Genomic DNA, 14,287 nt, shown 5'->3' on the forward strand with positions numbered 1-14,287 from the left:
TGTTGCGTGATAACGTTACGTTATTCAAGTGTACCTATATTCACGATTAAAATCAATCATAACATGTTTCTGTCGTGCTGTGTTACTACAAATTTTTAAAAAAACCAAAATTATTATTGCAAGGATACGCAGGGATGATATAACATGAAATCACGAAATGTTACAAGTATTACGTCGTTTTGTTACGTTATATTAACGTAACAAAACGGGAGAGTTTGTTTAGCAGGCGGCGGGGGGCGGATTAAAACATGAACAAAGCAGTAACGGTTTACCCCATGATGTTAGAAGACATCCTAAACAACCCGGGCATAGGTTTTACGGCAGCACCAGGGTTAATGGGAGACCTGGATCGGATCTGCGACAATCGAGGGGAAGAGCACAAGAAATATAAGTTCACGGAAGACAGCAGAACGTACAATCATCCCGACAGCAAAGTGTATTTCTGCAGCGTGCGCTGGCGGGATCTGGAAGTTCGCCAAGGAGAGTACAGGTGGGAGGTTCTTGAGGAGAGGCTGGACTACGCCAAATCGATAGGCTGTACGGCCGTGGTTCGCTGTTCCCCATACGCGTTAAGCGAAGAGGATGATATACCCGCCTGGTATCGTGCGGAACATCCGGAGGAGCCGGACTTTCCGTTCTGGAGAGTAGATCCTGAGACAACACCCTATGTGTTGTATTGGTCTGACTTTATCAAAGCGTTTGCCGCACGGTTTGACGGACATCCGGTCATAAGCTCGGTTGATTTGACGATTGTAGGGGCCTGGGGAGAAGGCGGCGGAACGGAGTTTTTAAAGCCGGAGGCCATTAAACACATTACAGATGCCTACCTGGATGGGTTTAAGATAACCCCTCTCCAAGCATTGCTGCATGATGCCTTGTCGATCAGCATCATGAAGGAGCGCAAAGCCAAAGTGGGCTTTCGCGTCGATTGCTTGGGTGATATGGGCGGCTTTCATGGAAATGAGTGGTCACATATGACGGATTTCTATCCCCAGAATATTCAGAATTTCAAGATGGGCGATGCCTGGGAGAAGGCTCCGGTTCTATTTGAAGCATGCTGGCACATGAATGATTGGTATCTTCAGGGCTGGGATATGGATTATATCATTCAAGAAACGCTGAAGTGGCATATTTCATCCTTTAACAATAAAGGAACGGTAGTCCCCGAACCGTGGAAAGAGAAGGTCAAGGCTTGGCTGAACAAGATGGGATACCGCTTTGAATTGAGAAAGTTCACGTACGATTCGTTGGTGAAGACGGGTGGTCAGCTAAAAATCAGTGCATTGTGGGCTAATGTAGGAGTAGCGCCGATTTATAATCCTTATCCGCTGGTTGTGAGGCTTACTGGCCAAGATCAAACCTATACGCTGCGCAGCAGAGAGGATATTAGGGAGTGGCTGCCGGACGAAGATATTGTGTGGGAAGAGGGTTTCGGTTTACCCGGTAATATGTCCGAAGGCGAATATCAGTTGGAGATAGGCATCGAAACCGGGGTTAAGGAAATCGGGAATATCCAGCTGGCCATCGAGGGGAACAAGGACGGTTATTACCCGATGGGCAAGTTAACAGTTGAACGGGGGAGACAAGGAAATGGAGAGTCTGTTGAAGTTTAACGAGTGTATCGCAATCTGCAACTTTGATTACCTGCCAGAAGGGTTGGAAGCTAAATATGATCGATATAAGCCGGATGGCAAGCCCCATCTTATCCCGCGGGAGTTCTTGTCCGGAATCTTTGAGCAGTATCAAATTCCTGAACCTATCCGCCAATGGCTCGTTCATGGGGTTGAGGCGGTAGAAAAGGATGACGTACTATTTCATTTTACCCAATTCTTAGTAGAGGATATGTGCACTTTGCGCAATCGCTGTGATGAGACCCATTATACGAATATGACGCCAGGATGCATGGCGCAATACGGAGAATTATACTCCTTTCTTTTGCTGCTGGCCTGCGTTGTTCCTTCCATGAAGATGCTGGAGGCGCGTGCCATACCTAAAGCTTACTACGAGCAGATCCCTCAACAGCCCCTGAAGCTTCAATTGGAAAAGCTGGTGCTCCGCGGCGATGCCAAGGTTCATGATTTTCCATGGGTGATGAATTTTTATACCTGCTCCATCTTTCTGTTAGACCGGTTTTATTTTATCCCCTACCGATTTGAGGATCCTTTCACCATGTTCCGTCATGTGAACACGCAGGAGGTTATTGCGCTTCGGCACGCAGGCGAAGAATTTCGCAGCGATGGACAACGGAACGGAATCAATGATGTATATGATCTTCAAGGAAACTTCACCTCAGAATGGCACGAGAATGCCGAGTTTGTCATCGCTAATCGGATAAATCCCATGGGATTCGTTGAAAGAGAAACGACGCCGATCCTGAAGAAGGAATGGGAGACGGTACTTCAAACAGGGGATACGCTGTTAGCGCTCCACATTCCATCCGGCCCCGGGTACACGCCGGACAGGTTGAAGAATTCCATGGAGATGGCTGCTGCATTCTATGACCAGTACTTTCCGGAGTTACCCATCAAAGGCTTCTGGAGCTCAAGCTGGCTTTATGATACCAGGCTGTCGCTGATCCTGGATCATGAAAGAAGCAATATTGTCCTCGTTCAACGACAATTCTATAATTATCCGACCATGGAAGGGGACGGCATGCTGCGTTATGAAGCCTTTGGGGACAGGAAGGCAGACCCGGCCCGAAACCCAGGCGAATATACAACCTCCCTGCAAAAAGCAGCAGCGGCATATATGGAGACGGGAGCCCGTTTTAACACATTAAGCATGGTTGTATTGCGGGAGGATATCGACAAGATTGGCAGCCGGCCGTACATAACCGACGCAGACATCGAGCAATTCCATCGCACCGTTGACAGCCATTTGCAAGGGAGAGAAGAGGATGGGGAAATACTCGCTTGAAAATTACGAGAAGTATAAAACCGTAAAAATCCGACCGCAGCCCTTATTGAACCGGGAGTTTGATGTAAGCCAGGGTCCATTCGAATACGTCTCCTTTTTCTGGAGAGCGCTTGAGCCGGTTCGAGGTGAATACAGGCTTGAAGCGATCAAAGAAGCACTGCGTACGGCCCATAATCCCATTCTTGTCCTGGTACCGGAATTGCCGATCTGGGTTCAGGGTTACGAACCTGATTGTTTTGCGGCCTTGGTCCGAAAAATCGGGAGTTATATCGACTCCGACAGACGCTTAACAGCCGTTCTGATATCAACCTTAGCTGACAGTAAGGAAGAATGGAACGCTTATGTGGAGTCGTTTGAGACGCAGACGCTGCTAGCCGAACTGCAGAATGACAGATTGATTCAACATGTAAGAGACCGCGGCCGCGGATTTGGCCTGCTGGTGAAGTGCGGTGAGGAGAATTGGATCGAATGCTGTGAGGCTTTTGCCATACATAGGCTGCAGAAGGTATGGAAGCGTTACCAGGTGGTCCTTGATGTGACCGATAACGTTTGCGGTCCTCATACCAGACGCGAGGCATATCGCTGGCACGCCGCCCTCTCCAATCTGAATATAGGACTTGGATATCATCTAACTTTACGCAGACTGACGTATCCGGAAACGGTATATAGTCGTGGAAGCTTGCCGCTGCGTTTCTGGTTCGTCAACGAGGGCAGCTCGAGAATATACCGGGAGTTTCAGTTATGGGTGCAGTTACAGCAGGGGGAGGTTTCCTATGAATATCCTCTGCACGCCGCCACGCATTCCTGGTTAACCGGGGACCTTGTCCATAATGAGATGGTCCCCTTGAAGGATATGTTACCGGGAGAATATAAGCTGAGTATAGCACTCTTTTTCGAAGACCGGTCGTATATCCCGCTGCATATACAGAACCCGCAGCAGGATGGATATTATGAGGCAGGCATGATCCAAGTCGAAATATCCGATGAGGATCCGCTTAGGAATATTTGGGATGACTATGATCCGGAAGGATATTATCCCTTGGAAGATCCCGTGATTCCGGAACAGGAATAGATGTTTCGAACAAGATGGTTAGGACAAATACGAGTTTGCTGGAGGTTATGGATTTGAAGTTAGCATTAATCGGCGCAGGACAAAGAGGCATGATCTACGCAAGGCATGCATACCCAAGCGAGGACATCGTTGCGGTCGTTGAACCGGATGACAGCAGAAGAAAGGCGGCAGCGGACGAGTTTCAGATTCCTTTGGAGAAACAATTTGAATCCGTAGATGAATTTTATCGGCTCGGCAAAATTTGCGATGCCGTCATTGTTTCTTCCATGGACCGCGATCATTACGGGCAAACGATGAGAGCGCTTGATCTTGGGTATGATATTTTGCTGGAAAAGCCCATTTCGCCAAGTCCGGAAGAAAGCTTGAGAATACAACGAAAAGCCAATGAAACAGGCCGGAAAGTGATTGTATGCCATGTCCTCAGATATACGAACTTCTTTGCGGAAATCAAGAAAATCATCGATAGCCAAGAGCTCGGCAAGATCGTGACCATACAGCACAACGAGAACATCGGCAATTTCCATATGGCACACTCCTTTGTACGAGGCAACTGGAGGAGAAGCGATCTGGCCAGTCCAATTATCATGCAGAAGTCCTGCCATGACATGGATATTCTGGCCTGGCTGGTGGATAGTCAAGCGAAACGGATCTCTTCCTATGGCAGCCTGACTTATTTTAAGGCGGAGAATGCTCCGGCAGGCAGTGCGGAACGATGCCTCGACTGTAAGGTAGCAGCGAACTGCCGATTCGATGCCAGAAAAGCTTATTTGCCTATAAGGGGCCAATGGCCCGCTACCGTCATTTCGGCGGATCAGAGCGAAGAGGGACTGCTCCAAGCGCTCGCAACGAGTCCTTACGGACGCTGTGTTTATCGGCTCGACAATGATGTGTGCGACCATCAGGTCACCGTGATCGAGTTCAAGAACGGAGTAACGGCAACGTTTAATTTAAGCGGATTCACCAACAAAATGTACCGTACGCTCAAAATCATGTGCGAGCACGGGGAGATTCGAGGCGACGATAACATGAACATTATCGAAGTCACCCGCTTTAACTCCAATATGGCAGAACCCGTTCAGCAAACCGTCATTCGGCCAGCAACGGTGAGCGGCGGACATAACGGCGGCGATACCGGTCTGATGAACGACTTTTTGGAGAATCTGGGGAATGCCGACTTCAGCAGCAGATCCTCCATCGACATGTCCGTCGAAAGCCATATCATGGCCTATGCCGCGGAAGAGGCGAGAATTACTGGTACCGTGATCGATCTGGATCAACTTAAGGAGAGGCTGCAGCAGAGCATTTTGGCATAATCGTTTAATCACATTGCAAAGGTAGTGATGGAATGGGTTCCGTGGTTAAGGGGTTTCTATATGAAATAACGAAAAACAGAATACTATATCTGATGTGCGTGCCTGCTCTGATCGTGCTGATCATGTTCTCCTATATCCCGTTTGCCGGAATATGGATGGCATTTACCGATTTTAATGTGGTTGATGGCATCTTCGGCAGTGAATTTGTGGGTCTGGACAATTTCAAATACTTTTTCTCGGAAAACAGCATGGGATGGAAGGTTACCTATAACACGCTGTACATCAACTTTTTTGGTCTCATCTTAGGCATTATCATACCAGTCAGCATAGCCATTCTGATCAACGAAATCCGGCATAAAACCTACAAAAAGGTCGCTCAGAGCATGATGTTTTTTCCCTATTTCATCTCGTGGGTCGTCGTTGGGGCGATTCTGTACGGGATTTTCTCTACCGATGTGGGCGTTGCCAATCATATTCTGGAGTTCTTCGGAGCAGAGCCGATCAGATGGTACTCGGAGCCGAAGTATTGGAAATGGATCATCATTCTGTCGAGCGTCTGGAAATGGAGCGGGTACAGTTCCATTATCTATATGGCGGCGATGTCCAATTTTGATGGGAGCTTATACGAAGCGGCTAAGGTGGATGGCGCCAACAAATTGCAGCGGATATTTTACTTGACCGTGCCTATGCTGAAGCCGACGATCATCGTTTTGAGCTTGCTGAGTGTCGGACGAATCTTCTATGGGGACTTTGGGATGATTTACGGTATTGTCGGCAACAACCCGGTCCTGGCTGAAGAAGTCACGGTTATCGATACTTATGTTTACCAGTCGATGCGTACGCTGGGCTTTTCTTACTCTACGGCAATCGGGTTATTTCAGTCCTTGATGGGATTGATTCTGATTACGGCTGCAAACCAATCGGCTAAGAAAATAAATGACGGAGAGGGTCTATTTTGATGAAACAAAAGAATAGATTGCTTGGCGATCAATTGGTGATAGCCTTTGCCTATGGTTTCATTGGCTTATTCGCGCTCGTGTGTCTGTATCCCCTTGTTTTAACCTTAAGCGTGTCCTTTTCTTCGGAGCAGGCCGTTGCGAGAAACGGATATTCGATCATCCCGCTGAGCCCCAGCTTGGATACCTATAAATATATCTTTGTTAATAGTGGAATGAAATTGCTCAGATCCTATGGCGTGACCCTGCTTGTAACGACCGTGGGGACGATGGGGGCGCTGCTGATTACCAGCATGATTGCCTTTTCCCTATCGATCAAAAAGCTGAAATACCGTAACGTACTCGCCTTCATTAGCAATTTTACGATTATTTTCTCGGCTGGCCTCATTCCGTGGTACATGGTCAGCGTCAATTATTATGGACTGAAAAACAGCATTCTGGCTTTGATCCTGCCTTCCATATTCAGCGTATGGAACATGTTTCTGATGCGCACGTATTTTGCAAGCATCTCTCCATCTTTATATGAAGCTGCCGAGATGGACGGCGCCAATTACTTTACGATCTATGTAAAAATAGCCCTCCCATTAAGCAAGACCGCATTGCTGACCGTTGGATTAATGTATGCGCTTCAATATTGGAATGATTGGTGGCATGCTCTGATTTTTATTAATGATCGCGATTTATTTCCGCTCCAGTATTTCCTCTACAACATCTTGTCGAACGTCAATGCAATAAGCTCCGGACGAATTCCATCAGGGGCATCAGGCAACATTACACTGCCTGCGGAGACCGTGAAGATGGCCATTACGGTCATTACGATCGGCCCGATCATTTTCCTCTACCCTTACATTCAAAAATACTTCGTGCACGGGATTATGGCTGGTGCCGTCAAAGAATAGACGCCTGCGTGGTTACTGGCCGATATCGGCTTTTAACATAGATAAACTATTTTATTAGGGAGGGTCTTTCATGAAAGCAAGGACAATGCTGATCTTGTTGGTCTTATTGATGGCGTCCGTTTCGGTTATGACAGGATGCAGCGACAAAAAAGAGGGGGCAGCCAAGCTCGAAACCGTCACGATTCTGTATCCGGGGGAGCGAAGCGATCGCATGAGCGAATTTCTGGACAACGAGTTTGCCGAGAAGATGGCAGCCGATCTTGGTTTGAAGGTCGAAGTTACATTTGTGCCGTGGGCCCAGTATTGGGAACAAAAAGATATCATGCTGGCCGCAAATGAACCGATCGATTTATATTGGGACGGTCTCCCGGACCTTTCGACCATCGTCAACAAGAAACAAGCCATGGTATTGGATGATTTAATCGAGGAATATGGTCAGGATATGCTAAAGGTCCTGCCGATGGAGCAGCTTCAGGGGGCAACGATCGACGGGAAGATTCATGGCATTCCATCCGCTTATGCACCTTCCTCTGCCATGTACCAGCTGGTGGCCGTTCGTCAGGATATCCTCGAAGCGGTAGGGATGACGGACTTGAAGACAGCAGACGACTTAAAGGAATTCGCAACAAGGGCGAAAGGGAAATTTCCTGAAATGAAGGGACCCGCCGATATTATCTTTAAACCGTTGACCCGATATTTTACCGATGAACAATATAACTGGATCGCCGTAGAAGATTTGGTCGTATTCGGGGAAGAGAGTAAAAAAGCATACAGCTACTATGAAACGGAAGCGTTCCAGGAAGTCGCGAAGTTTAATCACTCCATGTATGATGCAGGGTTGTATACAGAGGATTTGACCATCAAATATAACGAGAGAGACTCCCGGATGCAGACAGGCTTATACTTATGGGTTGAAGGATCTTTGGGCAAGGAAATGGAAATCGTTGATGCCATCAAAGCCAATGCGCCGGATGCCGAGGTGAAGACGTATCTGTTAGCCGAGGATAAACCGCGTTATGTGACAGCCGCAGGCGGAGAAGTGTTGGGCATACCTGTCAATGCTCCTAATCCGGAAGGCGCCATGAAGTTCGTGAACTGGATTTATAAATCCCAGGAGAATTATCTGTTTGCTCTCTATGGCGTCGAAGGCAAGGATTACGAGATGGTGGATGGAAGAATCAATAAGCTCACCGCTAGTGAATTCTTCTATGAATGGATGTTTAGAAACCAAAATTACCAATTGTTCGGGCCGAGTGTGGCGCAAGAGTCCATCGATAAGTACAAGAGCTGGGATGAGACGGCTATTCGATCCGATTCATTGGGCTTCCGATTTAACAATGAAAAGGTCAAGTTAATCGAGACGGCCCTGAAAGAAGTCGCAGGCAAGGATTTAGCCGCTATCCGTTCCGGTTTCGTCGATTTTGAGACGGAGTATCCTAAAGCCATCGAGAAGCTGAAGGCGGCGGGCATTGATGACTATGTCGCTGAGATCCAGCGTCAGCTGGATGAGTTTTTGGCGGGGAAATAACAGCTTGTATCTACTTTTGTTCCAATTCTAAATCGGATAAGCTGCAAGCTTCGAGGATGAGCAGAGATAAAGGATGTGTAACACTGAAAGAGGTATTTTCTGAATAAGGAAATATCTCTTTTTTTTATATAGGAGCATTTCATTCTTGCGAGTTATAACAAAAAAGGCTATCGTGCCGGGTCTGATCAAAAGCCTCCATTGACAATATGTGCTACTTTTGTGTACACTCTTTTTATTCCGACTGTTCAGTATAAATAAAATACAAAGATACAGGTGAAGAAATCATGCCCAAATTAGGAATGGGACCGAAGCGCAGGGCAGAGGTCATTAATGCCACGTTAACCTGCATCAGCATGTATGGGATTGACGGCATGACGCTGGATAAGGTGGCCGATCATGCAAACTGTTCCAAAGGAGTTGTCACATATTATTTCAAGAATAAGGATCAACTGACGATCGAAGCCTTCAAATCATTCTTGGCGTACTATGGACTGAAAATCGAATCAGGCATTGAGCATACGATGACACCGGGAGAAATGATGGATCTTACCCTGAAATTTATACTTCCCCCGCTCAGCGATGACGCGGATCGCACGATTAATGTGTCGCAGCTGGACGGGGTCGACAAGATGTATATTCCGCTTGCGGATCAAGCCAAGCTCTTTGTCCAGTTTTACTCAAAGGCCATGCTGGATCGCAATTTGCAGGAAGTTGTATCGAAGAGCTACGAGACGGATCTCCAAGGCATCGCCAAGATCATGGATTATGGTAATCGGGCGGGACAGATGTCCGTTGAGGATCCACAAAGTGCTGCCTATGGTGTGCTGGCGATGGCTATAGGTCTGAGTTTTTTTCGAGTGGCTAACGTTCCGCCAGCCAACGGCGACGACAATCGGTACATATGTGAGGATTATGTGAGAAGACTTACCAAAACAGGAGGGTGACTATGAATATAGAGAAGATTGAAACAGATGGAGGAACGATAGCGGTTGTTAGCAGTAATGAAATATTAATTGAGGATGTTCAGTCTGCATTGGATCTTATAGCAACCGTGCAATATGAAACGGGCAGCCATCGTATGGTAATGAATCAATCGATATTCAGTCAAGCCTTCTTCGATTTGAAGACCCGCCTTGCAGGTGAAATCCTTCAGAAGTATATCAATTATCATGTGAAGGTTGCGATCATCGGTGATTTTTCTGTGTACCCGAGCCAAAGCTTGCAAGATTTCATATATGAATGCAATAAGGGGAACGACTTCTTTTTCTTGCCGACTGAACAGCAAGGGATTGAACGGTTAAGCAGGGTGAACTAAGAGATGAAAACCGGGAGGAAGATCATTGTCAGCACCTGGATTTAATCCAAAAGAATACCCGATGGTGAGCATTCCGGCAGGCGAAATTCAATTAAGGGACGACCGTATCCAATCTTCGTGGGCGGTTGAAGTGAACGCTTTTCAGCTTGCACCGGTTCCTGTTACAGAGGCTTTATATTACTCGCTCATGCCACAGTCAACCAGATTCACTGAGGTCATGCAGGCTCCGGTCGTCAATGTATCATGGAATGATGCGATTGAATTCTGTAATGTGCTATCTCGACACTCAGGTCTGGACGAATGTTATTCGGTCTCGGACGAAGGTGAACGTGTCGTGTGTAACTGGGAGGCGGATGGATACCGCCTTCCGACGGAAGCGGAATGGCAATATGCGTGCAGAGCCGGGAGTGATGGCTATCGTTACGGAGAACTTGATGACATCGCTTGGTATGAAGGGAATTCCGGGGGAGCCCTGCATGAGGTAGGCACAAAGCGTCCGAATGCGTGGGGCTTTTACGATATGCTCGGAAATGTGTGGGAGTGGTGCTGGGATGTATACGATCCGGATGTATACGGCTCGTACAGAGTATTCCGCGGCGGAAGCTGGGCGGAAGAGGCCAGGGGCTGCGGGGCGACATGCCGCCGCCGAAGCCATCCGACGTTTCGGATTGAGGATCTCGGGTTTCGTTTGGCAAGATCGATTTCACGATAAAGCTGATCCTTCGGGACCAGCTTTTTTTTGATCGTGCAGCACCTAGCGAATTTCCAATAAACGCATCGAAACGCCGTCAATGACATGTCACATAATCTAACGCGATGAATGTTCGTTAAATTGCGTATAGACAAGGCTGGAAGACATCAGTAAGATTGGGTTTAACTTTTCGCGGGAGGTGTGGGGAGCTAAAGGGAGTTAAGGGTTGAATTGCCGGAGTGTTGATCAAAAACCAGGAAATTCAAGGGATAAGGGGGATAAGAAGATGGTGCATGGACCAACATTCAACAATCCGATTGTAGAGCAAGCAGCCGATCCTTGGGTATGGAAGCATACCGACGGCTATTATTACTTTATGTCGACGAGACGCGGATATCTGGAGCTGACGCAATCCGCTACCTTAACAGGCCTTGCGGAGGGCCGCAAGAAAACGATCTGGACTCCGGAAGCCGGCGGACGTCATAGTCATAACCTGTGGGCGCCGGAAATTCATTATGTGGACAACACATGGTACATTTATTTCACGGCAAATGATGGGGGAGGCGATGAGTCGCGCCAAATATGCGTGCTGGAGAACGGGGAGCCTGATCCGATGGAAGGCGAGTGGGAATGGAAAGGTGCGCTGCCGACTCCCGTCCCCGGCCTGGATGGTACGGTTATGTCCATAGGGGATCAGCTTTATTTCCTGTATGCCGGGTACGGTCACTTCCCAGATTATGGGTCCGCTATATATATCATGCGCATGACAAACCCTTGGACATTGACGGGAGATCATGTATTACTTACTGCCCCGACCCTATCCTGGGAAAAACAAGGCGGAATGGCCATTAACGAAGGACCTGTCGTCCTTCAGCGAAACGGCCGCATCTTCCTGGTATACTCGGCCAGCACTACATGGTCTGAGGATTATGCGCTGGGGATGCTCACGATGGATGAAGCTGCGGATCCGATGGACCCGCTTTCCTGGACTAAGTCCATGGAGCCTGTATTTTGCAAAAGCGTGGAAAACGGGGTGTATGCTACCGGCCATAACAGCTTCACGCAATCTCCGGATGGCAAGGAGGACTGGATTGTCTACCATGCGCTTCCAGCACCTGGAGTAGATACGGTCTTGCGATCAACCCGCATTCAGACATTCGGCTGGAAGCCGGATGGAACTCCGGATTTCGGCGTACCCGCCGGCGAGTCTGAGGCTCTGGCCAAACCGTCCGGTGAATAATGTATGCGGATTCATAACAAGATCCAAGAGTAGATGATAGTGGCAAGGGGCGGTAAATGCTGCAAGGGTGTAAGTGAATATTCATAGAATTCGATAAACCCCCATTCATTACAGATTATCTGTAATGAATGGGGGTTTATTACGAATGAGAGTAAAACGTGTAAGACACACATATCCATAACGAAAAACGTGGGATTAAAACGGCGATTCCTTTTTACATAAGAGTTATAAGTCTATGGATTGTTTCCGATATCCGAAATTAAAAGTGCGGATTTTACAAAATGAATAAATTTAGTTACGGAATTTATGTATGAAAGCGTTGACAAGGTAAAGTTATATGCTTATACTTCGGTTAAAGATACAGGATAATTGTATTAAATGAGTGTGTAGGGTTTGGCAATGCCGTCAATTACCATGTGAAAAAGGGGATCCATTGGAATGACCATGAGGAAGATTTGCATTTCAGACTGGGGGTGCTTAGACACTGCGAAGATGAAGGATGATAGATAGCAAGTTTTAAACTGGCACCTCTGAAAAACTACGGAATATAGATCCTCTGCGCTAATGCGGAGGATGCTCGTAATTATTCATATCATGGGAGGTTAAGCATGAACAGAACGATGAAGCGTTATTTCACTCTGTTATTCATATCCATATTGATCATTTCGACGGTAACCGCTTGCAGCGGCAAGGCAAGTGACGAGCCAGACAATACCGTAACCCAAGAGGAAAGCGTAGAGAAGAATGAGGTGACATTCGAAGATATCAGCGGGGACATACGGGGCAATAAAGCACCGACACAGGAACAAATCGATGAAGTCAACGGCACACTCAATGATACATACCTCGGTGATGTATTTGACGAAGTCATTCCTAGCGATTATTCTGCTTATCCCGTCAAAGGCGATGTGGTGCTGGATGTATGGATGCCTGCCAACTCCAACATCCCGGATATGAATAATCACTTGGTTCAGAAGCAGGTGGAGAAGCTGACCGGCATTAAGGTGAACTTCATTACGCCTCCCGTCGGACAGGAAGCGGATGCTTTTACCTTGATGATCTCCTCCGGCGAGCTGCCGGACATCATCATTGATCCGGGGCGTTATCCGGGAGGTTTCGAAGCGGGGGTAAACGATGGCGCTTACCTCGATCTGACCGACCTGATGGAAAAGCACGCTCCGAATTATTCGGCATGGCGGAACTCGGACGAAACGAGAAGAAAAACGACCGTGACCGACGATGGCAGGCTGCTGGGCTTCTACGGCATCGCGCCGTACTCCGAATGGACCTGGTTCGGCATGCTAATTAAGCAGGAAGCGCTGGACAAGACAGGACTTCCAGTCCCGACGACGATAGACGAATGGTATGAATTCCTGAAAAAAAGCAAGGAAGTCGGATACAAGGCGCCGCTGAATTACGGCTCGACGTACGGCCAAATTTTTACCGGCATCATTAATGGCGCATATGGCGTCTGGGACTGGACCTTCTTGGATGAAAACGGCAAGGTCGCATGGGGCCCGGCACAGCCGAAAGCCAAGGAATATCTCGCGACCATGCAGCAGTGGAACAAGGAAGGCTTGCTGAATCGGGACTGGGCCACCGCCGATTTCAATCAACGGATGGCAAGCGCGATTTCCGACGATACGGCCGTCATGATGGATTCCCCTGACACGATGTGGAGCTATTGGAAAGTGCAGAACGATATTGATTTCGTGGGGGCGCTGAATCCTGTTCTGAATGAAGGGGATAAATCCGCAACCACCTATAAAAACTTCAAAAGAACGGGAACCAGTGCGGCCATTACCACCCAGAGCGAAAATGTTGAAGCCGCGATGGCGTGGCTGGATTTCAACTATTCCAAAAAAGGCTGGGAGCTCATCAACTTCGGCGAGTACGGTACCGTGCATCTGGTGGATGAGCAAGGAATGCCTTATTATCCGGAAAACAGTTACATGTACAATGATCCGGAAGGCCAGCCGGTCGATGTTACGCTTTGGAAATACCGCTGGCACAGTTGGCCGAATATCCGCGACGAGCATCACGCCAACCCGTTGATTACGGCGAAAGGAAGCTATTCTGGAGATATTCGCAAGGACTGGACGGAGAACATGGATACCAGCATGGCGATGCCGCCGATCACGTTTACGAAAGAAGAAGCCTCGCGTGAGGCCGAGCTTGGAAACCAGTTATCCACGCTGCGCGGAGAATACTTTGCGAAGATCATCATGGGTGAATTGCCGATCGATGCTTACGATAAATTTTTGAAGGAAGCGCAGAGCATGGGACTGGACGAATTCTTGAGTCTCCATCAGGCGGCCCTGGATCGGTATAACCAACGATAGTTTCCATATTAAGAA

General features: G+C 47.9%; 12 protein-coding genes. All 12 read left to right on the plus strand.

All coding sequences use genetic code 11. From position 1 onward, the window contains the following. The first annotated feature begins 248 nt into the window (after window positions 1-248). The 12 genes from M4D81_RS27245 (at window position 249) to M4D81_RS27300 (ending at window position 14,272) form a co-directional block, all read left to right on the plus strand. Entirely contained in the window at window positions 249-1,613 is a 1,365-nt protein-coding gene (locus tag M4D81_RS27245; protein ID WP_260068700.1) for a DUF4832 domain-containing protein, read from the plus strand. Continuing rightward, on the plus strand, window positions 1,591-2,916 hold the full coding sequence (locus M4D81_RS27250; RefSeq protein ID WP_260068701.1) for an acyltransferase domain-containing protein: 1,326 nt from the start codon (window positions 1,591-1,593) through the stop codon (window positions 2,914-2,916). The genes M4D81_RS27245 and M4D81_RS27250 overlap by 23 nt, the downstream gene beginning before the upstream one ends. After that, window positions 2,897-3,988 carry a DUF4832 domain-containing protein gene (locus M4D81_RS27255; RefSeq protein WP_260068702.1) on the plus strand — a complete coding sequence of 364 codons (1,092 nt, stop codon included), beginning with the start codon at window positions 2,897-2,899 and terminating at the stop codon, window positions 3,986-3,988. Before M4D81_RS27250 ends, M4D81_RS27255 begins: the two co-directional genes overlap by 20 nt. A gap of 47 nt (window positions 3,989-4,035) precedes the next feature. Further along, window positions 4,036-5,301 (plus strand): Gfo/Idh/MocA family protein, encoded by a 1,266-nt coding sequence (locus M4D81_RS27260; RefSeq protein ID WP_260068703.1) that lies wholly within the window; start codon window positions 4,036-4,038, stop codon window positions 5,299-5,301. 32 nt (window positions 5,302-5,333) lie between these two features. Next, entirely contained in the window at window positions 5,334-6,260 is a 927-nt protein-coding gene (locus tag M4D81_RS27265) for an ABC transporter permease (RefSeq protein WP_113061348.1), read from the plus strand. Beyond that, on the plus strand, window positions 6,260-7,156 hold the full coding sequence (locus M4D81_RS27270; protein ID WP_260068704.1) for a carbohydrate ABC transporter permease: 897 nt from the start codon (window positions 6,260-6,262) through the stop codon (window positions 7,154-7,156). The genes M4D81_RS27265 and M4D81_RS27270 overlap by 1 nt, the downstream gene beginning before the upstream one ends. Window positions 7,157-7,226: 70 nt before the next feature. Further along, window positions 7,227-8,684 carry an ABC transporter substrate-binding protein gene (locus M4D81_RS27275; protein ID WP_260068705.1) on the plus strand — a complete coding sequence of 486 codons (1,458 nt, stop codon included), beginning with the start codon at window positions 7,227-7,229 and terminating at the stop codon, window positions 8,682-8,684. Window positions 8,685-8,968: 284 nt separating this feature from the next. Then, window positions 8,969-9,628: a TetR/AcrR family transcriptional regulator gene (locus M4D81_RS27280; RefSeq protein ID WP_260068706.1), complete on the plus strand. Its 660-nt coding sequence runs from the start codon at window positions 8,969-8,971 to the stop codon at window positions 9,626-9,628. Between the two features lie 2 nt (window positions 9,629-9,630). Beyond that, window positions 9,631-9,999 carry a DUF4180 domain-containing protein gene (locus tag M4D81_RS27285; RefSeq protein WP_071223313.1) on the plus strand — a complete coding sequence of 123 codons (369 nt, stop codon included), beginning with the start codon at window positions 9,631-9,633 and terminating at the stop codon, window positions 9,997-9,999. A gap of 61 nt (window positions 10,000-10,060) precedes the next feature. After that, window positions 10,061-10,711 carry a formylglycine-generating enzyme family protein gene (locus M4D81_RS27290; protein WP_260068757.1) on the plus strand — a complete coding sequence of 217 codons (651 nt, stop codon included), beginning with the start codon at window positions 10,061-10,063 and terminating at the stop codon, window positions 10,709-10,711. A 265-nt stretch (window positions 10,712-10,976) separates the two neighbouring features. Further along, window positions 10,977-11,930 (plus strand): glycoside hydrolase family 43 protein, encoded by a 954-nt coding sequence (locus M4D81_RS27295; protein ID WP_260068707.1) that lies wholly within the window; start codon window positions 10,977-10,979, stop codon window positions 11,928-11,930. 608 nt (window positions 11,931-12,538) lie between these two features. Beyond that, entirely contained in the window at window positions 12,539-14,272 is a 1,734-nt protein-coding gene (locus M4D81_RS27300) for an extracellular solute-binding protein (protein ID WP_260068708.1), read from the plus strand. The last annotated feature ends 15 nt before the right edge of the window (window positions 14,273-14,287 follow it).

Source organism: Paenibacillus sp. p3-SID867, assembly GCF_025142895.1.
Taxonomy (GTDB): domain Bacteria; phylum Bacillota; class Bacilli; order Paenibacillales; family Paenibacillaceae; genus Paenibacillus_AQ.